Origin of the sequence: Streptomyces sp. NRRL F-5126 (assembly GCF_000721265.1) — a bacterium.
Lineage (GTDB): Bacteria > Actinomycetota > Actinomycetes > Streptomycetales > Streptomycetaceae > Streptomyces.
The window spans coordinates 80,399-102,341 of the sequence record NZ_JOFZ01000001.1; the positions used below are offsets into that span (position 1 = coordinate 80,399).

Genomic DNA, 21,943 nt, shown 5'->3' on the forward strand with positions numbered 1-21,943 from the left:
GCAGGAACTATGAGTTCGCAGCAGGCTTTTTGGCAAGAAGGCACGGGGCATGCGGACAGGGTGGTACGCACGGTATGTCCGGATCTGCATCCCGCCGGTGTGTGCACTGCGCAGACCCGAACCATCGGGTGCGTGGCGACCGGATGCCGTGAACGGCAGAGTCCGGTGCAGTGTCAGAGGGTGCCGCCCGCCGCCGGCCGCGGTCGGGGGCGGGGGCCGGGCACCCTCGCGGTCTCCGGGAGAGCACAGGGGGAGAACATGGCCCAAGCACCGGCTCCCGCCGCGGGAATCGAAGAACTGAGGGCGCGGCTCGACCGCGTCGACGAGCAGTTCCTCGACCGGCTGCGCGAGCGAATCGAAATCTGCGTGCAGATTGCGCACCACAAACGCGAGAACGACATACCGATGATGCAGCCGCACCGCATCGGGGTGGTCCAGGAACGGGCCGCCATATTCGGTTCGGAAAACGGAATAGATCAAAAGTTCCTGCGAGAGCTTTACGATCTCGTGATCGCTGAGACGTGCCGCGTGGAGAACCTCGTCATAGGGGGTTCCGCCGCATGAGAACCCTGCTGATCGACAATTACGACTCCTTCACCTACAACCTCTACCAGCTGCTCGGCGAGGTGAACGGCGTACCGCCGGTCGTGGTGCGCAACGGCGCGGACTGGTCCGCGCTGCGCCTGGCGGACTTCGACGCGGTCGTCGTCTCCCCGGGCCCCGGCCGCCCCGAGCGCGAGCGCGACTTCGGCATCAGCGCCCGGGCCATCCTCGACAGCGGGCTGCCCGTGCTCGGCGTCTGCCTCGGACACCAGGGCATCTGCCACCTCTTCGGCGGCGAGATCGCCCTCGCGCCGCAGCCCATGCACGGCCGCGTCTCGCCCGTCCACCACGACGGCACCGGCCTCTTCGCCGGGCTGCCCTCGCCGTGCGACGTGGTCCGCTACCACTCGCTCGCCGCCACCCGGCTGCCGGACGAGCTCGAGCGCATCGCGTGGACCGAGGACGGCGTCGTCATGGGCGTGCGCCACCGGACCCGGCCGATCTGGGGCGTCCAGTTCCACCCGGAATCCATCAGCAGCGAGTACGGACGCGAACTCCTCGCCAACTTCCGCGACATGGCGTTCGCACACGCCGCCGAGCGCCGGCGCCGCCGGCCGCGCTACCGGGTGCACGTGCGCACGGTGCCCTGCGAGCCGGACACCGAGGCCGCCTACCGCGAGCTGTTCCACGGCGGCCGGTACGGCTTCTGGCTGGACAGCGGCGCCGTCATCGACGGCCTGTCCCGGTTCTCCTTCCTCGGGGACGGCAGCGGCCCGCTCGCCGAGTACGTCACCTACCGCGTCGGCGACGGCGCCGTGAAGGTGCACGGCCCCGCCGGCAGCGGGGACCCCGGGGAGATCGTCGACCAGCAGTTCTTCGACTACGTCGAGGAGCAACTCGCCCGGCGCGCGGTGCCCACGCCGGAGGGCCTGCCCTTCGACTTCAACCTCGGCTACGTCGGCTTCCTCGGCTACGAGCTCAAGGCGGAGACGGGCGGCAGCGCGGCCTACAAGGCCGAGACGCCGGACGCGGCGCTGCTGTTCGCCGACCGGATGCTCGCCGTCGACCACGCCGAGGGGGTGAGCCACCTGCTGGCACTCTCCGTCGACGGCGACACGGCCGGCGCGACGGCCTGGCTCGACGAGGCCGCGGCCCGGCTCGCGGCGCTGCCGCCGCGCGAGCACGGGCGGGCGGCCGTCCCCTTCGAGGGCGTCGGCATGACCGACCCCGCGGCCGGGGCGTCGGTGGCGATGCGCCACGGGGAGCGCGCCTACCTCGACCGGATCACGCGGTGCCTGGAGGAGATCCGCCAGGGAGAGACGTACGAGGTGTGCCTGACCAACTCGGTGACCCTGGACGCCGTCATCGACCCGCTGCGCACCTACGGGCGGCTGCGCGCCATCAGCCCCGTCCCGTACGGCGCGCTGCTGGAGTTCCCTGGCGTGGCCGTGCTCAGCGCGTCGCCCGAGCGATTCCTGACCGTCGGGACCGACCGGGTCATCGAGTCGAAGCCGATCAAGGGGACCCGCCCGCGCGGCGCGACGCCCGCCGAGGACGAGGCGCTCCGCCAGGACCTCGCGGGGTGCGAGAAGGACCGCGCGGAGAACCTGATGATCGTGGACCTGATCCGCAACGACCTCAACGTCGTCAGCGAGGTCGGCTCCGTGCACGTGCCGGTCCTCTTCGACGTCGAGACCTACGCGCCGGTGCACCAGCTCGTGTCCACCATCCGCGGCACCCTGCGTGCCGGCGAGTCGGCGGTGTCCTGCGTACGGGCCGCCTTCCCCGGCGGGTCCATGACGGGCGCCCCCAAGCTGCGCACCATGGAGATCATCGACCGGCTCGAGGAGGGGCCGCGCGGCGTCTACTCGGGGACGCTCGGCTGGTTCTCGCTGAGCGGCGCGACGGACCTGAGCATCGTCATCCGCACGCTCGTCGCCACCGGCGACAAGGTGGCCTTCGGCGTGGGCGGGGCGATCGTCGCGCTCTCCGACCCGGACGAGGAGTTCGAGGAGACGGTCGTGAAGTCCCGGGCGATGGTGACCGCGGTGCTCGACACCGCGGCTCAGCCTGCCGGGGGTGCCCGGTGATACGGCGCTGCGTCGTCGTCGGCGGCTCGGGGGCGGTGGGCGCGCTGTTCGCCGAGCGCATCCGGGCCGCCGGCGCGCGCGTCAGCGTGGTCGACCCGGCCCGCCCGCCCGCCGGGCGGGCAGGCGGCGGCTTCGCGTGGGTGCGCGGCGACGTCACCGCGATCGACGACCGGCTCGCGGCCGAACTCGGCCACGCGGACCTGGTGGTACTCGCGGTCCCCGAGCAGGTCGCCCTCGCCGCCGTGCCGGGAGTGGGCGCGGCGCTGCGGCCCGACGCGCTGCTCGTCGACACGCTGTCGGTGAAGCAGCGCTTCGCGGACGCCGTGCGCCGGCACGCGCCGGGGGTCCAGGCGGTGGGCCTGAACCCGATGTTCGCGCCGTCGCTCGGGTTCGAGGGCCGGCCCGTCGCCGCCGTCGTCGTCGGCGACGGGCCGCGCGTGGCCGGCCTGCTCGATCTCGTCTCGAGCTGGGGCGCCCGGATCGTCCGGGTCGACGACCGGGCCCACGACCGCCTGGCCGGAGCCACCCAGGCGCTCACCCATGCGGCGGTGCTCGCCTTCGGCCTGGCGCTGGCGCGGCTCGACGACGTCCACCCGCGGGACCTGCTGCGCGTCGCGCCGCCCCCGCACCGCGCCCTGCTGGCACTGGTGGCCCGCATCGCCTGCGGCACTCCGGAGGTGTACTGGGACGTCCAGGCCGCCAACCCCGAGGCGCCTGCCGCACGCAAGGCGCTCGCGGAGTCGCTGGCACGGCTCACGGACACCGTGGAGGGCGGCACCGAGGAGGCGTTCGAGGACCTCGTCGGTGAGCTGCGCGCCCACCTCGGCGCGGACCTTCCCCGCCTCGGCGATACCTGCGCGGCCCTCTTCGAGCACCTCTGACGCACGACATCACCGAAACGCCCCGCACCGCACAAGCGCAACGCACCACCGGCACCACGCAACCACCGGAACGACCCGAGACGGGCCCGGCCCGGGCGACGCGCCGCCACCGCGGCGCCACCGCCGGGCCGGCCCACGATCAGGAAGGTGCACCTCATGACCACGTTCGCCCCGACCGTGCTCACCCCGGACCAGCGTGCGAAGATCTCCGCCGACCCGCTGGTGGGCGGCGGCAACCTGCTCAAGTCCGCCCTCGCGGCCAGCATCGCGCCCGCGGCGCGCTTCATCCACTCCGCGCGCCCGCTCACCACCGCCTCGGGCGAGCGGCGCCACGACTTCAGCATCAACGAGGTGGACGAGCTCGCGCAGAGCTGGTCTGCCTGGTACCTGGCGCAGGGCGTGCGCCCCCGCGACCGGGTCGCGGTGTGGATCGAGGACTCGTTCGCGTACTCGGTGCACTTCTACGCGCTCGCGCAGATCGGCGCGGTCGCGGTCCTCGTCAACAGCAAGGCCCCGCGGGCCATCGCGCAGTCGCTGCTCGAACAGACGGCTCCGGTAGGCCTCTACGCCGATGCCGCCCGGCTGGAGCGCCTCGGCTCCGCGCTCGACGGCCTCGGCCTCGCGTGGACGCGGACGGAGGATGAGCTTCCGGCGCCGCCCGCCGCCGCGCTCACCGACGCGCAGTACTGGCCGCACCACGACGACGACCCGGTCGTCATCCTGCACTCGTCCGGCACCACAGGACGGCCCAAGCCGACGATCCACACGCACCGCTCCATCGTCTCCGGCCCGAAGTTCCGGCTCGTGGACCACACCGAGGTGCCAGGCGCGCTGATGATGACGGCGCTGCCGCAGTCGCACCTGGGGTGCATCGCCTACACGGTCTACGCCGTACTCGGCGGCACCCCGTTCGTGGCGTTCAGCGACCGCAGCGGCGAGGAACTGGCCGCCGCGGTCGACCGCCACCGGCCCACCGCGGTGATGTCGTTCGCCCACGGCTACGCGGAACTCGCCGCGGCGGACCTGCCGGTGGGTTCCGTCGACTCCGTGGCGGTGTGGACCTCCATCGGCGACGCGGTGCACCGCGCGCACATCGAGAAGGTCCTCTCGCTGCGCAGCCCGGAGCTGCCGTCCCCCGCGTTCTTCGACCGCCTGGGCACCACCGAGCTGGGCTGGGGCGTGCTGCTGCAGGTCCACACGCTCGACTCGAAGGGCAACGACCGCTGCGCCGGCAAGCCCACCGGGGTCGCCGAGGTCGCGATCCTGCACGAGGACGGCAGCCACGCGGACGTCGGCGAGGTCGGCCACCTGGCCGCCAAGGGCCCTGGCGTCACGCCCGGTTACTGGGCCGACTCCGACACCACCTACCGCTGCAGGCTGGCCGGCCACTGGCTGCCGGGCGACATGGCCTACCGGGACGCGGAGAACAACTTCCTGCTCGTGGACCGCACGGTGGACGCCCTGCACACCCCCACCGGCACGGGCTACTCGGTGTTCATGGAGGAGGTCGTGCTCAACGAGGTGCCCGAGGTGGACGACATCGCCGTCGTCGCCGGCCGGGACGGCGCGACGGTCGTACCGGTCGCCGTCGTCACCGTCGCCGAACGGACCGGCGCCGACCCGCGCAAGCTGCTCGACCGCGCCAACGAGGCCCTGGACGCGGCGGGCCACCCCCGCTTGGGAGTTCTGGAAATAGCCCGCACGCCCGACCAGTTCCCCATCGGCGTCACCGGCAAGGTACTCAAGCGCCAACTCCGCGAGACATACGCGAGTTTGCGGAGCCACGTAGAGCGGACCGATTCCGCTTCCCTCGCTTCTGTCATCTTCGAGGAATCAGCGTGACACAGAACAGTCGGAGCACGGACACCCCCGCCGAGGTCGACTTCTACTTCGACCCGGCCTGCCCCTTCGCATGGATCACCTCCCGGTGGATTCTCGAGGTCGAACGACAGCGAGAGCTGAACCTCAGATTCCGGGTGATGAGTCTTTACGTTCTCAACGAGAACCGGGAACTACCCGATTGGTACCGTGAGTTGGTGGACAACTCGCTCGCGCTGACACGTCTGTGCATCGCCGCGGAGCAGCAGCACGGCGAGAACGTCCTCGCCGGGCTCTACACCGCGCTCGGCACCCGTATCCACAACGGCGGGAACAAGGACTTCCGCGCCGTCGGCGTGGAAGCGCTCGCCGAGACCGGCCTGCCCGCCGGGCTGATCGACGCGTCGGACAGCGACGCGTACGACGCGGCGCTGCGCGAGAGCCACCACCGCGGCATGGACCCGGTCGGCGAGGACGTGGGCACGCCCACCATCCACATCGACGGGGTGGCCTTCTTCGGGCCGGTGCTCAATTCCATCCCGCGCGGTGCTGAGGCCGCGCGCATTTTCGACAGCGCGCGTGCGCTGGCCGGCTATCCCGACTTCTTCGAGCTGAAGAGGACACGCACCGGAAAGCTCTCCTTCGACTAGGTCCCGGGCGAACCGTTCGACGTGGACCGCTCCTTGCCGGGGGCGGTCCACGTCCCGACGAGAACAGGCACATGGACATGCAGCAGACTTCCGCGGACGCAATCCCCGCACCACGGCCGGACGCCTTCATTCTCACCGGATCGTTCCTGGTGGTCTGTCGTGCGCCGCTGTATCTCGAAGAACTCGCCCGCAGGGGCCTCAAAATACTTCTGATCACGCCCTCCCGATGGCGTGAAGAGGCCCTGCGCGCCACCGCCGATCCGTCTCATGCCGCGTCCGCGATCAGCGAATTCGCCTTTGTGGACGGCGACGTGAGCCGCGACAACTCCTACCTTCCCGGCGCCGTATCGGCGGCCCGCCGCTGGCGGGAGCGGTACCGGATCACCGGCTGCTACGCGGTCGGCGAGACCCAGGTCGAGCCGACCGGCCTGCTGGCGGACGCCCTCGGCGTCGCCACCCCGGGCCTGCGCGCCACCCGGGTGTGCCGCAGCAAGTACCTGCAGCGGTGGTACCTGCCGGAGTTCAGCCCCGCCTCGATCGTGGTCCCGCCGGACGAGCGCGGCAGTGTCGACCTGAGCGGGGTGCACTACCCCGCCGTCGTCAAACCCACTGGCAGGCACTCCAGTTCGGGGGTCGAGACGATCGCCGACGCGGGTGCGCTGCGCGCCGCGCTCGACGCCTTCCCGGCGCACGAGACCGTACTGGTGGAGGAGAAGGTCGCCGGGCAGGAGTACTCGGTGGAGAGCCTGGTGCAGGGCGGCCGGATCCTGTTCGCCTCCGTCACCCGCAAGGACACCACCGACGCGCACGCGCGCACGTTCGTGGAGCTGTCCCACACCGTCCCGAGCGACCACCCGGCCACCCGGGACGCGCTGCTGGCGGCCAACCAGCGGCTGCTGGAGGACGGGCTCGACTTCCGCGACGGCATCGCGCACGCCGAGTGGCGCGTCGACGCGGCGGGCCGGCCGGTGCTGATGGAAGTCGCCGCGCGCACGCCGGGCGACGGCCTCTGCGTGCTGTACGAACTGGCCACAGGCGCGCCGCTCGAACCGGAGATCATCCGGATCGCGCTCGGCGAGCCGGCGTCGTACCCGCATCCCCGCAGGCACGCCCGGCAGGTCTACCTGGAGCACGCCCCCGGCATCCTCGCCGGCGTCACGGTCGAGGGCTTCGACGTCGAACCCGCCTGGGTGGGTGAGGGCGGCCTCTGGCCGTCCATCGGCCCGGCCGCGGCCGGCGACGCGCCCACGCTGCGCGCGGTGCTCGTGCACAAGGACCGCGGTGCGCGCCTCGGCCCGCTGCTGAGTTCCGAGGACCGCACCCTGTCCTTCTTCATCGACGCGCCGACACTCGCGGAACTCGACGCGCTGGAGGCCGAGGTCCGCGCGTCCGTCACCATCCACACCGTGCCCGAGAGCGTCACCCACGTCCTCGTCGGCTACAGCCCGGTGATGCTCGCCAAGCTCGACGAGTCGGCGCCCGGGGCATCCGTCCTGGTGCTGGAGGAGCCCGCGGTCATCGCCGCGCGCGGCATCGCGAACCTCGCCGAACGGCACGCCTGCGTTGGTGCGTTGCTGCCGGTGCCGAGCCAGGACGAGCAGCACCCGCACCGCGTCGCGGACACGCTGCCGCGCCCGCCGCGCGTGCGCGCCGTGGTGCCCGTCGTGGAGTACGGGGTCGTGGTGGCGGCCACCCTCGCGGAGGCGTGGGGGCTGCCGGGCGCCGGCCTCAAGGCGGCCCGGGTGCTGCGCGACAAGGCACTGCTGCGGGCCGCCGCATCCGGCGCCGTCCCCCAGCCCGCCTGGGCGAGGGCCGAGGGACCGGACGACGTGGCGGAGTTCCGCTCGCACCACGGCGGCGAGTGCGTGCTCAAGCCCGCGGGCCGGCAGGCCAGCCTCGGCGTGCAGCTCCTCGGGCCCGGCGACGACGTGCCCGCCGCCTGGGCGCACACCACGGGCGCGGACGAGCCGACGCTGCGCGCCGGCTACCCCGGCACCGCCCGCTACCTCGTCGAACAACGCCTGCACGGGCCCGAGGTGAGCGTCGAGGCCTTCGTCCACGACGGCACGGTCGGCTTCACCAACATCACCGCCAAATCCGTCCTCGCCTCGCGCCACCCCGTCGAGATGGGGCACACCCTGCCGGCCGACCTGCCGGAGCCCGCGGCGGACGCGCTGCGCGAGGCCGTCGCCCGACTCGCCGAGGCCACCGGGTTCGGCTCCGGCATCCTGCACTCGGAGTGGATACTCGCCGACGGCCGCCCGCACCTCGTGGAGTGCGCCGGTCGGCTGCCCGGCGGCGCGATCACGGTCCTCGTCGACCTCGCGTACGGCACCGACATCCTCGCGAACCTGCTGCGGGTGCTGGAGGGCCGCGGTCCCGCCGGGCCGATCGCGCCGCGCTGCGCGGCGGCCGTCCGCTTCCTGACCGCGGCACCCGGCACCGTCACGTCGGTCGCCGGCGCACAGGAGGCCGCAGCCGTGCCGGGCGTCGAGGAGGTGCACGTGTCGGTGGAACCCGGCGCCACCGTGCGCGCCATCACCAGTTCGTGGGAGCGTGCGGGGTTCGTCGTGGCCACCGCGCCGTCGAGCGCGGACGCGGCGAGCACCGCGGAGCGCGCCCGGTCGCTGATCACCGTGCGGGTCCGCGAGACCGCCGGCGGCGACGGACGCGGCGACGGGCGCGGACGCCCCGGGGACAGCACGCCGGCGGCGGCCTCCGGGGGGCGGTGACCGTGCGCCGCATCTCCCTTCGCGAGTACGTGCCGGCGACGCGCGCGGGCCGCACGTTCGCCGTCACCTCGCTGATCAACGCGGTCGGAACCGGCCTGTACCTGGCCGGTTCCGCGGTGTTCTTCGTCCGTTCGGTCGGGCTGACCACCGCGGAGGTCGGCTTCGGTCTCGCCCTGTCCGGCATCGTCGGCTTCCTGACGACGGTGCCCGTCGGCGCGCTGGCCGAACGCATCGGCGCCCGGCACATGCTGGTCGTGCTGCAGTTGTGGCGGGCGGGCTGGTTCGTCGCGCTGACCTTCGTACACGGCGTGGTGGGCTTCACCCTGGTGTCCTCGTGCCTTGCGGCCGCCGAGGCGGCCACCCAGCCGATGACGCAGGCCGTGGCGTCCGCCGCGACGGAGGAGGGCGACCGCACCCACACGATGGCGATCATCCGTACGGTCCGCAACATGGGCTTCTCGCTCGGGGCGCTGCTCGCGGCGCCCCTGCTGGCCTCGCACAGCGTCTGGGCGTACCGCGGCATCGTGCTCGGCACGGCGGCCGCGTTCGTCGTCTCGGCGCTGCTGCTGACCCGGCTGCGCGCGGTGGCGGGGGCCGCCGTGCAGCGCAGGGCCGGCCCGCTTGCCGCGATCAAGGGGTTCCGGGACTGGCGCTACCTGCTGCTGGCCGGCCTCAACGGGGTGCTGAACCTGCACACCACGATCCTCTCGGTGGGCATCCCGCTGTGGGCGCTGCACGCCACACGCGTGCCGACCGGGCTGCTGCCGATCGTCGTGCTGACCAACACCGTGCTCTCGGTGGTGCTCCAGGTGCCGGTGTCCAGGACGGCCGAGGGGCCGGGGGGTGCGGCACGCTCCCTGCGGCTCGGCGGCGCGGCGCTCACCGCGTGCTGCCTGGCGATGGCGCTGGCCGCGGGACCCGCATCCGCCTGGCTCGCCGGCGCGGTGCTGCTGGGCGCCTGCGTGCTGCTCACCTTCGGTGAGATGTGGCAGGCGGTCGGCGGCTGGGACCTGAGCTACGCGTTCGCCCCCGAGGACCGCAAGAGCACGTATCTGTCCGTCTTCAGCCTCGGCGGCACGGGCCAGCGGATCATCGGACCCGCGCTCGTCACCTCGGTGGTGATCGCCGCGGGCCCTGCGGGCTGGATCGGCCTGGCCACCGTCTTCGCCGCCGCCGCGCTGCTCGTCACGCCGGTCACCCGGCTGCTGAGGCCGGTGGCGGCGGTCGCCGCGGACGGTGCCGGCGCATCCGGCGCCGCGTCGCGGACTCCCACGGAAACGGAAGGGGCCACCCCGTGAACGACAGCAAGGATCTGCTGGTGGTGGGCGTCGGCACGATGGGCCGGCCCTATCTGGAAGCCGCCGCGCGGCTCGGCGTGCGGGTGCGCGCCGTCGAATCGGCCGCGACGTGGGACCACCGGCCGCAGGCGCTCGCGGAGGCGTTCCACCGCGCCCCCGCGGGCCCCGAGGAGCTGTGGAACCTGGCGGTGAACCGCGCGGTCGCCGAGCATGTGCCGGGCGGCGTGGTCGCCTTCGCGGAACCGCAGGTGCTCTCCGCCGCACTGGCCCAGGACCGGCTCGCACTGCCCGGCCCGTCCCTGCACGCGGCCGTCATCTCGCGCAACAAGGCGCTGCAGCGCACGACGTTCGCCGACCACGGCGTTCAGCAGCCGGAGTTCCGGCTGGTGGCGAGCGTCGCCGACGCGCGGGCGTGGATGCTTCAACGCCTTCCGGTGGTCGTCAAACCGCTCACCCGGGCCGGCAGCGAGGGCGTGGAGCTGGTCGCGGACGAGGCGGCCGTCGACGACGCCGGCGCGCCGGCGAGGGCACCGTCCTGGTGGAAGAGGGGGTGATGGGGCCCGAGTTCAGCTGGGAGGCCCTGGTGCGCGACGGGGAGGTGCTGTTCGCGAACACCACCGCGAAGGAGACCACACCGCCGCCGTACTTCGTGGAGCTGTCCCACCGCTGCGGCCACCGCTTCGACGACCCGGCGACGGCGGCCGCCGTGGAGAGGCTGACCAGGGGCGTACTCGGCGCGATCGGGATGCGCACGGGCCTGGTGCACCTGGAGTTCAAGGTGGGGCCGCGGGGCCCGGTCCTGATGGAGACGGCCGTGCGTACCCCCGGCGACTACCTGCCCGACGCGATCGGCCTGACCTTCGGCTTCGACCTGTACGAGGCCGTGGTCAAACTCTCCCTCGGCCTGCCCGTGGGCGACCTCCCCTCCGGCGACCCCACCGCCTGGGCCGCCACATACTTCCCGACCTCCGCGCCAGGCACCATCACCCGGATCACCGGGGTCGAGGAGAGCGAGGACCACCCAGCCGTGGTACGGGTGCGGCTGCGCAAGGGGCCGGGCGACGTCGTGCGCCCGCTGACGTCGTCGTCCCAACGGATGGGGCACGTCCTGGTGTGCGCGCACTCGCCGTCCGAGCGGGAGGACGCGCTGAAGTTCGTGCGCGAGACGCTGCGGGTGGAGGTCTCCCCGGCCTGAGCCGCCGCACCGGCCCGGCGGCCGGCGGTCCCGTACCAGGGGCCGCCGGCCGCCCGCCGTGTCCCGTGTCCCCGGCTCAGCGGGCCGCCGTGCCGTAGGCGGCGGCGACGCGCAGCACGGTGTCGTTCGCGGCCGCCTCGCCGACGGTGACGCGGGCGCCCTCGCCGGGAAACGCCCGTACCAGCACGCCCTGCCGGGCGCACTCCGCCGCGAACTCCTCGGTGCGCTCCCCCAGCGGCAGCCACACGAAGTTCGCCTGCGACGGCGGCACGGCCATCCCCGCGTCCCGCAGGCCGGCCTCGACCCGTCCACGCTCCTTCACCAACGCATCGACGCGCTCCATGAGTTCGGCTTCGGCACCGAGGGAGGCCACCGCGGCGACCTGGGCGGCCGCGTTCACACCGAACGGCACGGCGCGCGCCCGGATCCGCGCGGCCACCGGCGCCGACGCGACGGCGTAGCCGATCCGCAGCCCGGCCAGGCCGTAGGCCTTGGAGAACGTCCGCAGCACGACCACGTTGGGGCGCTCGCGGTACAGGTCGACGCCGTCCGGGACGTCGATGTCCCGGACGAACTCCCGGTAGGCCTCGTCCAGTACGACCAGCACGTGCGGCGGCATCCGGTCGAGGAAGCGCTCCAGCTCCACCCGCCGCACGACGGTGCCCGTCGGGTTGTTGGGGTTGCACACCACGACGGCGCGGGTGTCTTCGCGCAGGCACGAGGCCATCGCGTCAAGGTCGTGCACGCCGTCGCGCAGCGGCACGCGCACCGACGCGCCCCCGCACACCTGCGTGAGGTGCGGGTACGCCTCGAACGACGGCCATGCGCAGAGCACGCTGCCGCCGTCGGCGACCGCGGCGTGCAGCAGGTGCAGGAGCACCCCCACCGATCCCGCGCCGAAGGCGAGATTGTCCGCCGGCACGGACAGCCGGGCGGCGACCGCGCCCGTCACCTCCGCGGCGAGCCGGTCGGGGTAGCGGTTCATTTCCGCGACCGCCGCATCGGCGACGACCCGGCGCACCGAGGGCAGCGGCGGATGGGGTTTTCGTTGGCAGACAGTCCGTAGGGCGTCATCGGGCACCTTTCCGGCGCGGAATGGCGTGGCGCCGGAAGCAGAAGCGGAAAAACAGCGGACCACCGGCACCGCGGCAACAGAGAAAGGGAGAAATGGATCCCCTGGGGGGACCGATCGACGGGCGCGCTGCGGGCCGCCACGGGGCCCGGCTTGCGGCGCGGTGCCTCACCCTAAGAGGCCGCCTGGGTGGCCGCAAGACCGCCTTGCGCCGAACTCCCGTCCGGGAGCGTTCCCGTGTCGCGTTTCCGCATCCCCATCAAGTAGCCGAGTTGCAGCCGGTGCTGGGCCCCGTACTCCTTCTTCAGCCAGGCCACGTGTGCTTGCAGGGAGCGCAGGCTGAGTCCGAGGCGGCGGGCGATCTCCTTGTCCGAGCGCCCTTCGATCAGGAGTTTGCAGATGGACTCCCGAATCGCGGGGATCACCTCGGGGGCCGCGTCCGCAGCGCGCACCGGCAGAAAGGGGAACGTGGCGGCCCGGTCCCACGCACGGTCGAAGACGTCCGCGAGGAAATGGACCACGGCCGTCTCCGTGACCAGCACCGCCCTTGACCGGTCGGCGTTGGCCGGAATGAAGGCCGCGGCGCGGTCGACCAATATCATCCGGTCGAAGAACTCCGCGAGGGTGCGCACCTGCACCCCGTACTGCGTGACCGACTGCACGTATTCCTTCGTCGGCTCGTCGAAGCGCGTGCTGTGCTGGTAGAGCGTGCGCATGCTGATGCCGGCCGCGACCTGGTCGTGCACGGCGTGCAGCGCGTCGTCCAGCACGGGGCCGGGGCGCGGGCCGTCCGGCTGGGCGGTGAGGATCTCCGTGTGTGCGGTGGCGAGGACCTCCTGGATGGCGTGGTTGATCTCCGCTTCCCCTTCGAGGTAACGGAATCCCGGATGCCGCGGTCTTCGATCACCCGCGCCCTCGCGGTACTCGTCCTGGCCGTCCTCGCAGGCGCGCCGGTCGGGCTGCTCGGCCTGTGCGGCGATCATGCCCGAGATCTCGCTGAGCGCCTGCGCCATGCGCAGTAACGCCTCGCGCTTCTCGGGCTGCGCGCTGGACGGCCACTGCGCGGACAGGCCCTGCAGGGCCGCGGCGCTCACGTCGGCCACGGAAGGGTCCCCCTCACCTTCGATGTCCATTTCATGTGAGCTCGTCTGCATTCGCATCCCTCGTTTCACTGCACTGCGCCTACCCGAAGCATGTACGAACTCCTACAGGCCGTCCAGAGGTGGCAGAGTCACTTCTACGAAAAGAAAAGCCGCGGTTTGCGCGAGTCGGTCGACGTACCGCAAACCGCGTCGCCAATGCACAAACAGACGAAATCCTACTGCGAAGGAAATGCCATGTTCGGGGGAATATCAAGTTGCGGGCGGATCGCAAGATCGAGAGGCGTTTTCGCGCCATTCTCCGACGGCTGCGCGGCCAGGGGCGCGCAGCGGCCGTGCCGCTGCCCCGAGGGAGCGGCCCACACGGACGACGTCGGCTGGAACGTTCCCGGCTGACCGCGCCGATGGGTCCGCACCGCCACCGGGTGGCACTACCGGCCCGGCGGTGCCACCACCAGGCGGGATCCTGACATCTGCGGGGGGAGACGGAATGTGCCGGGCGGAACTGATCCGGGCCGACGACAGGACGTGCGGGGCGGAGCCGCCCCGCATCCACGACCCGTGCTCCTCACGGCAGTCAGGCCAAAAGGCATCGGTGCCGGGGGGCGCGCCGAAGGTGCGCTACCACGAGTGGCCGTGCCCCGGCCAGTTCGTCGAAGGCCCCTTCGCCCTGCGGGGGCGCGCGGGTCAGGGCGTGGCCGCGCGAACGGCCGCGCGGGCCTGGTCGTTCGCGCCGGAGCACGGTCCCGCCGGCCGCCGGTCCGGCCTCCTCGCGCCCGGCACGGCCGCCACGCAGGACTGCTGCCTCGACGATCCGGCGGTGGAAGCCCTGCTGTGCGCCCTGCGGGCGCGGGCGGGCGCCGACGCCCTGCCCCGGGACGCCGGCAGGCTGCTGTACTCCCTCGTCCGGGCCAGGCGTCCCGGGGTCACCGTCGACTACGGCGGCGCCTGGCCCGACACCGCGATCCCGCTGGCCGCCGCCGTACGGGACAACGGCACCGGCCTGGCGGTGTGCTGGGCGCCCGGGCGCCCAGCCGCCTCCCGTGCACGCGCCTGGCTCGAACGGGCCGGGCTCGCCCCGTGGGCGCGCGTCCTCGGGCCGTTCGGCGACCTGGCCGCAGCCCTGCCGGGCCCGCTCGACCTGCTCGTCCTGCGCGGCCGGCCGGCCGCCTGGCCGTCCGCGCTCGAACTGCTCGAACCGGTGATGCGGCCCGGCAGCCAGGTCGTGGCGAGCGAGCGCCACGGCCTGCCGGGCGCCTACGCGCACCAGGTCCGCGCCTCCGGGCGCTACCTGTCCCTGGCGCTGCCGATCGGCGACGGCCTCGAAGTGTCGAGCCGCCTCGCCGGCCCCTCCCGTGCGGACGGTCCCACCCGTACGGACCCGGGAATGTCCTCCTGATCCCACGCCGATGGAGAACCACACGTGAACAGCAGACATCTGAACCTCTGCATCGTGGGGGCGGGCCCCCGCGGGGTGTCCGTGCTCGAACGGCTCTGCGCGAAGGAGCGCACCTCGCCGTCCGGCGACCGGCTCACCGTCCATGTCGTCGACCCCGCGCCCCCCGGCCCCGGCGCCGTCTGGCGCACCACCCAGTCACGTCACCTGCTGATGAACACCGTCGCCTCGCAGGTCACCCTCTTCGCGGACGCCGGCGCGCGGATGGAGGGCCCCGTCGAGAAGGGCCCCAGCCTCTACGCGTGGGCCAAGGGGCTGCTGCGCGGCGCAGGTCCGGCCACCGACGACGCCACCCTCGCGGAGGCCCGGGACCTGGGGCCCGACGACTACGCCACCCGCGCCTTCCACGGCCAGTACCTCGCGTGGGCCTTCCACCGGCTGACCGCCACCGCCCCGGGGCACATGGCGATACGGGTGCACCGGGCGCTCGTCGTCGAACTCGACGACGAGCACGGCGAGCAGGCAGGCCCCCAGGTCGTCGTGCTCGACGACGGGACACGCCTGACGGGTCTGGACGCCGTCGTGCTGGCGCTCGGCCACCTGCCCGCGCTGCCCGCACCTGCCGAGGCCGCGCTCGCCTCCTTCGCGTCGTCCCACGGCCTGCGCTACCTGCCGCCAGGCAACCCCGCCGACGCCGACCCGGCCGTCGTGCCCCCGGGCGAGGCCGTCGTCCTGCGCGGTCTCGGCCTCAGCTTCTTCGACTGGATGGCGCAGCTCACCGTCGGGCGCGGCGGATCGTTCGAACGCGCGGGCGGCGACCGGCTGGTGTACCGGCGCTCGGGCCGTGAGCCGAAGATCCATGCCGCCTCCCGGCGCGGCGTGCCGTACCGCGCACGCGGCGACAACGAGAAGGGCGCCGGCGGCCGGCACGAGCCACGCTCGCTGACGGCCGCGCGGATCGCCCGGCTGCGGGCGTCCACGGACGCTTCGATCGGCTTCACCGCCCACCTGTGGCCGCTGATCGCCCGCGAGGTCGAGAGCGTGTACTACACGGCGCTGCTGCGCTCGCGGGGCGCGGACGCGGAGCCGTTCGCGGCACACTACCTGGGAGCCCGCACCGACGGGGAGCGAGCCGCCGTGGTCGCCGCCGCCGGCCTGTCCCCGTCCGAGCGCTGGGACTGGGAGGCCATACAACACCCCTGTTCCGGACGGGATTTCGCCGGGCCGGTGGACTTCCGCCGCTGGCTGCTCGACCACCTCGCGAGCGATGTGCGCGCCGCCCGCCTCGGCAACGTGTCGGGTCCGCTCACGGCGGCCCTCGACGTGCTGAGCGACCTGCGCGACGAGGTGCGCCTCGCGGTCGGCCACGGCGGGCTCGACGGCGGCTCGCACCGCGACGAGCTCGACGCCTGGTACACACCGCTCCACGCCTTCCTGTCCATCGGGCCGCCCGCCTCGCGCGTCGCCGAGCTGATCGCGCTGATCGAAGCCGGCGTCGTCGAGATCACCGGACCCGGCGCCCGGGTGAGCTGCCTGCCGGACGACGGCGCGGGAGCCGCGTTCCTCGTCGAGTCCCCGGCCGTGCCCGGCAGCCGGCGCCGCGCCACCACCCTCATCGAGGCACGGCTGCCCGAGCCCGACCTGCGGCGCACAGCAGACCCGCTGCTGCGCCACCTGCTGGGCACCGGCCAGTGCACCCCGTACCGCATCGAGGGCGCGGGCGGCGTCCACGAGAGCGGCGGGCTCGCGGTGACGCGGCGCCCGTACCGGCTGCTCGACGCCGACGGGTGGGCGCACCCGCGCCGCTTCGCGTACGGCGTCCCCACCGAGGGGGTCCACTGGGCGACGGCGGCCGGCACCCGCCCGTGTGCCGACTCGGGGACGCAGGCGGACGCGGACGCGATCGCCGCGGCGGTACGGTCCCTCGCACGCGCCGTCCCCGGCGTACCGCCCGGGCCGGGCGACGGCACGGCGCCGGCACAGGCGGAGGCGATCGCGTGAGCTCGCCCGCCCGGCTCGACGGGCCCATCGGCCACCCGGGCGCGGCCGGCCACCCGGCCGGCCGCGCGCTCCGCAACCGAAAGGCGGATCTCGCATGACGCCTCACGCGCCCTCGCCCCACGCGGTCGATCCCCCCGCCGCGCAGCAGCCCGACTGGCCCGACCCGGCGGCGCTGCACGCCGTTGCCGCCGATTTGGCGGGCCGGCCGGCCCTTGTCACGGCGGCCGAGTGCGACCTGCTGCGCGCCCGGCTCGCCGAGGTGGCCCACGGCGCGGCCGTCACGCTCCAGGGCGGGGACTGCGCCGAGACGTTCGACGGGACGACCCCCGGCCGGATCGAGAGCACGTACCGGACCATCCGGCAGATGGCGGCCGTCGTCTCCGGCGGGGCCGCGCTGCCGGTCGTGCAGGTCGGCCGGATGGCCGGGCAGTACGCCAAGCCCCGCTCGCGGCCCGACGAGACGCGCGACGGCGTCACGCTGCCCGCGTACCGCGGCGATCTCGTCAACGGCCGAGAGTTCACGGAGCGTTCGCGCACGCCCTCGGCCGGGCGGCTGCGCCGCGGCTACGAGCGGGCCGCCGGGACCCTGGACGTCCTGCGGGGCCTCGTGGCGGAGCGCGGCGGGGAGTTCTTCACCGCTCACGAGGCACTGGTGCTCGAGTACGAGCGCGCCCTGACGCGTGAGGCGGCGTCAGGCGCCTACGACCTCTCGGCACACCTCGTGTGGGTCGGCGAGCGCACCCGCCAACCCGCAGGCGCGCACCTGAATTTCGTGGCGGGCGTGCGCAACCCGGTCGCGGTGAAGCTGGGGCCCGCTTCCACACCGGACGATGCCCTGGCGCTGGTCGACATGCTCGACCCGGACCGCGAGCCGGGTCGGCTCACCTTCATCACGCGGATGGGCGCGAGCGCGGTGCGCGAGGCGCTGCCCGATCTGGTGGCGAAGGTGACCACGTCCGGCGCACGGGTGGTGTGGGTGTGCGACCCGATGCACGGGAACACCGTGAGCGCGCCGAGCGGCCACAAGACGCGGTGGCTGGTCGACGTCGTCGACGAGATCAGGGGCTTCTTCGAGGTGCACCGCTCGCTCGGCACGCACCCCGGCGGCGTGCACCTGGAGCTCTCCGGCGAGCACGTCACGGAGTGCGTCGGCGGCACCTACGAGGTGCTGCCCGCGCAGGTGCCCGACCGCTACGACACGGCGTGCGATCCTCGCCTGAACCGGGGGCAGGCCCTCGACCTGGCCTTCGAGCTGGCCGAACTGTACGCGGTCAGCACACCGGATCGCTCCGAGGACGAAGGCGACGGAGAGTGACCCTGGCGTCGCCGTGCGCGCCCGGGGAAGGCGTGGTGGTGCCCGGAGCCGGACTTGAACCGGCACGCCCCCTGAGGGGCAGCGAGGTTTAAGCTCGCCGTGTCTGCATTCCACCATCCGGGCGTGGCGCGCGGCTCCGTGTTGGCTCACGAGCCTATCGGGATGCGGCAGTTCGACAACGGACCGCCAACCCGATCTTGTCTTATTTTATTGGAGTCTGAGGGGCCGTCAGCACCGGGTCCTGGCCATGGGCACATGCCGGAGGCCCGCGGCGCGGCCGGTCGTTCGCCGGGGCGCGTGCCGGAATGACGAGAAGTCGCCGCCCCGTGGCGCGGGCGGGACGGACGTCAGCCGTCACGCGTTTTCGCCGGCCGTGCGCGGCGCCTCGTTGACGCAGCGGAGCACGGGGCGGGTCGTGAGGGCGGCCGGGTCGGCGAGATCCGCCCCCGTCACGTGGAAGACGGCGCTCTCGCCCGGTAGCAGAGTGACCAGCATGTCGTCGACCTCAGCCGCCGCGTCGAGGCGGTCGGGGAAGAGGGCCAGGTCCCGTACGAGGGTCTCGGCGGTCACGCGCACCTCGTAGCCGCCGGGTCCGGTCCGCGAGACGCCGGCCGTGTACCGCGCGGGAGGCAGCGCGGCCACGGTGTCCTCCGCGTAGAAGTGGAGCGTGCGCGTCGCGTCGAGCCGTGCCGTGAGGAGCGCGTTGTTCCGGTCGGCCGGCTCCGCGAGTGCGGCCGGGAGGTCGACGTGTGCGACGGAGCGCGGTGCCACCCGTACCCGGTGTTCTTCTTTGGCCAGAACCGCACCGTCGAAGGAGCGGACCGCCAGCTTCAGCGTGCCCGTCCAGGTGTCGGGAGAGTCGTTGACGGCGTGCACGGCTCCGTCCCGCACGACCAGGACGCGGTCGGCGTAGGCGGCGCGCAGCGCGTACCAGAGCGGCTTGCGACGGCCGGCGCCGTCGACGGCCGACCAGGACACCACCGGCCAGCAGTCGTTCAGCTGCCAGACGATCGTCCCCATGCAGGCGGGCGCGTGCGAGCGGAAGTGCCGGATGCCGAAGGCCACCGCGCGCGCCTGGTTGAGCTGCGTCAGCCAGTGCCAGGCGTCGAAGTCTCCGGCGGCCGGCCGGGGCAGGTGGTCGCCGAGGCCGCGCAGTAGCTTGCCCGCGCCGTCCTCCGCCTTCTGGTGGCTCGCCAGCAGCGGCGAGTCCTGGTGCAGCCCGGCGTCGCCGAGCGCCGCGCGCAGCGTCGCGTACGTCGCGGGGCCCTGGAAGCCGAACTCGGCGACGAACCGCGGCACGCGGTCCGCGTACGCGCGGTAGTCCACCCGGTTCCACACGTCCCACAGGTGCACCGTGCCGTGGTCCGGGTCCTGCGGCGGCACGTCAGGATCGCCCGAGTACGGGGTGCCGGGCCAGTACGGCCGTGTCGGGTCGAGTGCGGCGACGATCGAGGGCAGCAGCTCGTAGTAGTAGCCGGCGCCCCATGTGCGCCCCGGCGCCAGCTCGTCGCGCCAGCCCCAGTCGGCGTGGCCCTCGATGTTCTCGTTGTTGCCGCACCACAGCACGAGGGACGGGTGCGGCGCCAGGCGGACGACGTTCTCCCGCGCCTCGGCCGCGACCTCGCCGCGCAGCGGCTGCTGCTCGGGGTAGGCGGCGCACGCGAAGGGGAAGTCCTGCCACACGAGCAGGCCCTTCTCGTCGGCGAGCGCGTAGAAGTCGTCGCTCTCGTAGAGGCCGCCGCCCCACACCCGTACGAGGTTCACCCCGGCGGCGACGGCCTGGTCGAGGCGGTGTGACACGCGCTCGCGGGTGAGGCGTGCGGGGAAGCAGTCGTCCGGGATCCAGTTGACGCCCCGCGCGAAGACGGGCTCCTCGTTGACGGAGATGCGGAACGCGTCGGTGTCGAGGGTGACGGAGCGGAAGCCGGTGCGGTCGCGCCAGGTGTGGGCGGGTTCCGCGTCCTCCTCCTCACGCGCCCCTGCCCCGGCCGCTGCCCCGTCCGGCGGGCAGCGCACCGTCACGCACACGTCGTACAGCGGCTGTTCGCCGTAGCCGCGCGGCCACCACAGCTCGGCGCCGGGCACCGGCAGGTCGATGGACCCCTCGGTGCGGCCGCGCGGCACGAGGACCGTGGCGCGCGCCCCGGCGACCTCGACGCCCACCTCAAGCGGCCCCGCGCAGCCGGGCGCGCGCTCCAGCCGGACGGCGGTGCGCAGCAGCGGCACCCCGTCGTCCGCGACGTCGGGCGCGAGCGACGCGGAGGCGATCCGCGCGCCGCTCCAGGTCTCCAGCGCGACGGGGCGCCAGATGCCGCAGGTCACCAGCGTGGGCCCCCAGTCCCAGCCGAAGTTGCAGGCCATCTTGCGGATGAAGGGGTACGGCTCGTCGTAGGCGCCGGGCAGCGGGCCGAGCCGTTCGCGCAGTTCCTCCGCGTAGGTGTAGGGCGAGGTGAAGCGGACGGTGAGGGTGTTGGCGCCGGGGCGCAGGTGGCCGTCGACCGGGAAGCGGTAGGAGCGGTGCTGGTTGGCGGTGCGGCCGAGCTCTGCGCCGTTGAGGGTGACGGTGGCGACGGTGTCGAGGCCCTGGAACACGAGGTCGGTGCGGTGTCCCGCGCTCCGGGCCGCCGGCGGGGCTGCGAAGGTGGTCGTGTACGTCCAGTCCGCGCGGCCGATCCAGTCGAGCCTGGCCTCGTTGCCGCCCTCGTACGGGTCGGGGATGATCCCGGCGGCGAGCAGGTTGGTGTGGACGCAGCCGGGGACGGTGGCGTCCACGCTGTCCGGGACGGTGTCACGTGCCGGGACTCCGTCCCTGGGCAGGGCGAGGGTCCAGCCGGTCACCAGGGGTGTGGTCGTGAGGGGCACCAGGGGTCCTTCCGGGGGGCTCGGACGCTGTTCGCTCGGACGCTGTGTCGGAACGGTGCAGACGCCGCACCCAGGCTATGGAGGCATCGGCGCCCGCGGAAGATCGCCTCGTGGTACCCGTCCGGGGCCGGCGTCATACCAGAGACGTACGCGGGGGCCGGGTGTCCGCCCCGAGAGGGCCACGGGAACGAGCACGGGGACTGACGATCCGTGCGCTCGCCGCACCCAGGATGGTGCCTGTCCCCGTCGCACCGACCCAGGAGTCTCGCCATGACCATCTCCCCGTCCCTCGGACTCAAGGACATCACCGCGGCGCGCGCCGCCGGTGTGTCGAAGGTCTACGGCGAGGGCGAGACACGCGTCGTGGCACTCGACCGGGTCAGCGTCGACTTCCGGCAGGGCGAGTTCACGGCGATCATGGGCCCCTCCGGGTCGGGCAAGTCGACGCTCATGCACTGCGTGGCGGGGCTCGACTCGTTCAGCGAGGGATCGGTGCGGATCGGCGACGTCGAGCTCGGCACGCTGAAGGACAAGCAGCTGACGCAGTTGCGCAGGGACCGTATCGGCTTCATCTTCCAGGCGTTCAACCTGCTGCCGACGCTGAACGCGATCGAGAACATCACACTGCCGATGGACATCGCGGGCCGCAAGCCCGACGAGGCGTGGCTGCGGCGGGTCGTGGAGACGGTGGGTCTCGCGGAGGGTCGTGGATGAGATGTACGAGCCGACGGCGGACGGCGTGCTGGACCGCATGAAGGCGTTCGACGGCCGGGGCCGCACGTTGTGACGTCCCCCGACCGCGGGCCCCGCGGTCGGGGGACGCCGGCCGTGACCGCGCCGCCCGCCGGCGCGTGGACGCGTCCACGAGGCGCGGGACGCCGCCCGCACCCCGTCCGTGACGGGACCGCCACCCCCGCCGAACCGGGCAGGCGCGGCCCCGCCGAAGACACAAGCTCACACCCCAACCGAACGGCGCCCCGGCCCCACCCA

Annotated in this window: 15 protein-coding genes, 1 tRNA gene and 1 pseudogene; 13 read left to right on the forward strand and 4 right to left on the reverse strand. The window is 73.4% G+C overall.

Annotated elements, in window-relative coordinates; all coding sequences use genetic code 11:
• Positions 1–258: 258 nt before the first annotated feature.
• From IH48_RS0100405 to IH48_RS36745, 9 genes are all read left to right on the forward strand, one after another.
• A complete protein-coding gene (locus IH48_RS0100405; protein WP_037840732.1) occupies positions 259–564 on the forward strand; it encodes a chorismate mutase family protein in 306 nt (101 codons plus the stop codon).
• Positions 561–2,633: an aminodeoxychorismate synthase component I gene (gene pabB, locus IH48_RS0100410; RefSeq protein WP_030897468.1), complete on the forward strand. Its 2,073-nt coding sequence runs from the start codon at positions 561–563 to the stop codon at positions 2,631–2,633. Before IH48_RS0100405 ends, pabB begins: the two co-directional genes overlap by 4 nt.
• Entirely contained in the window at positions 2,630–3,514 is an 885-nt protein-coding gene (locus IH48_RS0100415; protein WP_037840737.1) for a prephenate dehydrogenase, read from the forward strand. Before pabB ends, IH48_RS0100415 begins: the two co-directional genes overlap by 4 nt.
• A gap of 156 nt (positions 3,515–3,670) precedes the next feature.
• On the forward strand, positions 3,671–5,356 hold the full coding sequence (locus tag IH48_RS0100420; RefSeq protein ID WP_030897474.1) for a class I adenylate-forming enzyme family protein: 1,686 nt from the start codon (positions 3,671–3,673) through the stop codon (positions 5,354–5,356).
• Positions 5,353–5,982, forward strand: a complete 630-nt coding sequence (locus IH48_RS0100425; protein ID WP_030897476.1) for a DsbA family protein — start codon at positions 5,353–5,355, stop codon at positions 5,980–5,982. Before IH48_RS0100420 ends, IH48_RS0100425 begins: the two co-directional genes overlap by 4 nt.
• A gap of 77 nt (positions 5,983–6,059) precedes the next feature.
• Positions 6,060–8,714 carry an ATP-grasp domain-containing protein gene (locus IH48_RS34660; RefSeq protein WP_078849446.1) on the forward strand — a complete coding sequence of 885 codons (2,655 nt, stop codon included), beginning with the start codon at positions 6,060–6,062 and terminating at the stop codon, positions 8,712–8,714.
• A 2-nt stretch (positions 8,715–8,716) separates the two neighbouring features.
• Positions 8,717–10,012, forward strand: coding sequence for an MFS transporter (locus IH48_RS0100440; RefSeq protein WP_030897482.1), 1,296 nt, complete (start codon positions 8,717–8,719; stop codon positions 10,010–10,012).
• Positions 10,009–10,566 carry a hypothetical protein gene (locus tag IH48_RS36740; protein WP_234434067.1) on the forward strand — a complete coding sequence of 186 codons (558 nt, stop codon included), beginning with the start codon at positions 10,009–10,011 and terminating at the stop codon, positions 10,564–10,566. The genes IH48_RS0100440 and IH48_RS36740 overlap by 4 nt, the downstream gene beginning before the upstream one ends.
• Positions 10,566–11,207, forward strand: a complete 642-nt coding sequence (locus tag IH48_RS36745; RefSeq protein WP_234434068.1) for a hypothetical protein — start codon at positions 10,566–10,568, stop codon at positions 11,205–11,207. The genes IH48_RS36740 and IH48_RS36745 overlap by 1 nt, the downstream gene beginning before the upstream one ends.
• A 76-nt stretch (positions 11,208–11,283) precedes the next feature.
• Here the strand turns inward: IH48_RS36745 and IH48_RS0100450 are convergent, their stop codons facing one another.
• The gene (locus IH48_RS0100450) at positions 11,284–12,351 is read right to left on the reverse strand and encodes a histidinol-phosphate transaminase (protein WP_078849369.1); all 1,068 of its coding nucleotides are present in this window, start codon (positions 12,349–12,351) and stop codon (positions 11,284–11,286) included.
• A 101-nt stretch (positions 12,352–12,452) separates the two neighbouring features.
• Positions 12,453–13,412: a helix-turn-helix transcriptional regulator gene (locus IH48_RS34190; RefSeq protein ID WP_051838891.1), complete on the reverse strand. Its 960-nt coding sequence runs from the start codon at positions 13,410–13,412 to the stop codon at positions 12,453–12,455.
• A 562-nt stretch (positions 13,413–13,974) separates the two neighbouring features.
• On the opposite strand from IH48_RS34190, the gene IH48_RS34195 reads away from it, so the two are divergent.
• From IH48_RS34195 to IH48_RS0100470, 3 genes are all read left to right on the forward strand, one after another.
• Positions 13,975–14,778, forward strand: coding sequence for an O-methyltransferase (locus IH48_RS34195; RefSeq protein ID WP_158710216.1), 804 nt, complete (start codon positions 13,975–13,977; stop codon positions 14,776–14,778).
• A gap of 24 nt (positions 14,779–14,802) precedes the next feature.
• Positions 14,803–16,776: an FAD/NAD(P)-binding protein gene (locus IH48_RS0100465; RefSeq protein ID WP_030897495.1), complete on the forward strand. Its 1,974-nt coding sequence runs from the start codon at positions 14,803–14,805 to the stop codon at positions 16,774–16,776.
• 94 nt (positions 16,777–16,870) lie between these two features.
• Positions 16,871–18,091 carry a 3-deoxy-7-phosphoheptulonate synthase gene (locus IH48_RS0100470; protein ID WP_051838894.1) on the forward strand — a complete coding sequence of 407 codons (1,221 nt, stop codon included), beginning with the start codon at positions 16,871–16,873 and terminating at the stop codon, positions 18,089–18,091.
• A 36-nt stretch (positions 18,092–18,127) separates the two neighbouring features.
• Here IH48_RS0100470 and IH48_RS0100475 read toward each other — a convergent pair.
• Positions 18,128–18,214 (reverse strand) — tRNA-Leu (locus IH48_RS0100475).
• 231 nt (positions 18,215–18,445) lie between these two features.
• On the reverse strand, positions 18,446–20,953 hold the full coding sequence (locus IH48_RS0100480; protein WP_030897501.1) for a glycoside hydrolase family 2 protein: 2,508 nt from the start codon (positions 20,951–20,953) through the stop codon (positions 18,446–18,448).
• A 270-nt stretch (positions 20,954–21,223) separates the two neighbouring features.
• On the opposite strand from IH48_RS0100480, the pseudogene IH48_RS0100485 reads away from it, so the two are divergent.
• A pseudogene (locus IH48_RS0100485) lies at positions 21,224–21,652 on the forward strand (ABC transporter ATP-binding protein); the annotation flags it as partial.
• Between the last annotated feature and the right edge of the window lie 291 nt (positions 21,653–21,943).

Bases quoted from the DNA above. Each gene is read 5' to 3' on its own strand.
- IH48_RS0100405 (WP_037840732.1), top strand. From the start codon at position 259: ATGGCCCAAGCACCGGCTCCCGCCGCGGGAATCGAAGAACTGAGGGCG.
- pabB (WP_030897468.1), top strand. From the start codon at position 561: ATGAGAACCCTGCTGATCGACAATTACGACTCCTTCACCTACAACCTC.
- IH48_RS0100420 (WP_030897474.1), top strand. From the start codon at position 3,671: ATGACCACGTTCGCCCCGACCGTGCTCACCCCGGACCAGCGTGCGAAG.
- IH48_RS34660 (WP_078849446.1), top strand. From the start codon at position 6,060: ATGCAGCAGACTTCCGCGGACGCAATCCCCGCACCACGGCCGGACGCC.
- IH48_RS36745 (WP_234434068.1), top strand. From the start codon at position 10,566: ATGGGGCCCGAGTTCAGCTGGGAGGCCCTGGTGCGCGACGGGGAGGTG.
- IH48_RS34190 (WP_051838891.1), bottom strand. From the start codon at position 13,412: ATGGACATCGAAGGTGAGGGGGACCCTTCCGTGGCCGACGTGAGCGCC.
- IH48_RS0100470 (WP_051838894.1), top strand. From the start codon at position 16,871: ATGACGCCTCACGCGCCCTCGCCCCACGCGGTCGATCCCCCCGCCGCG.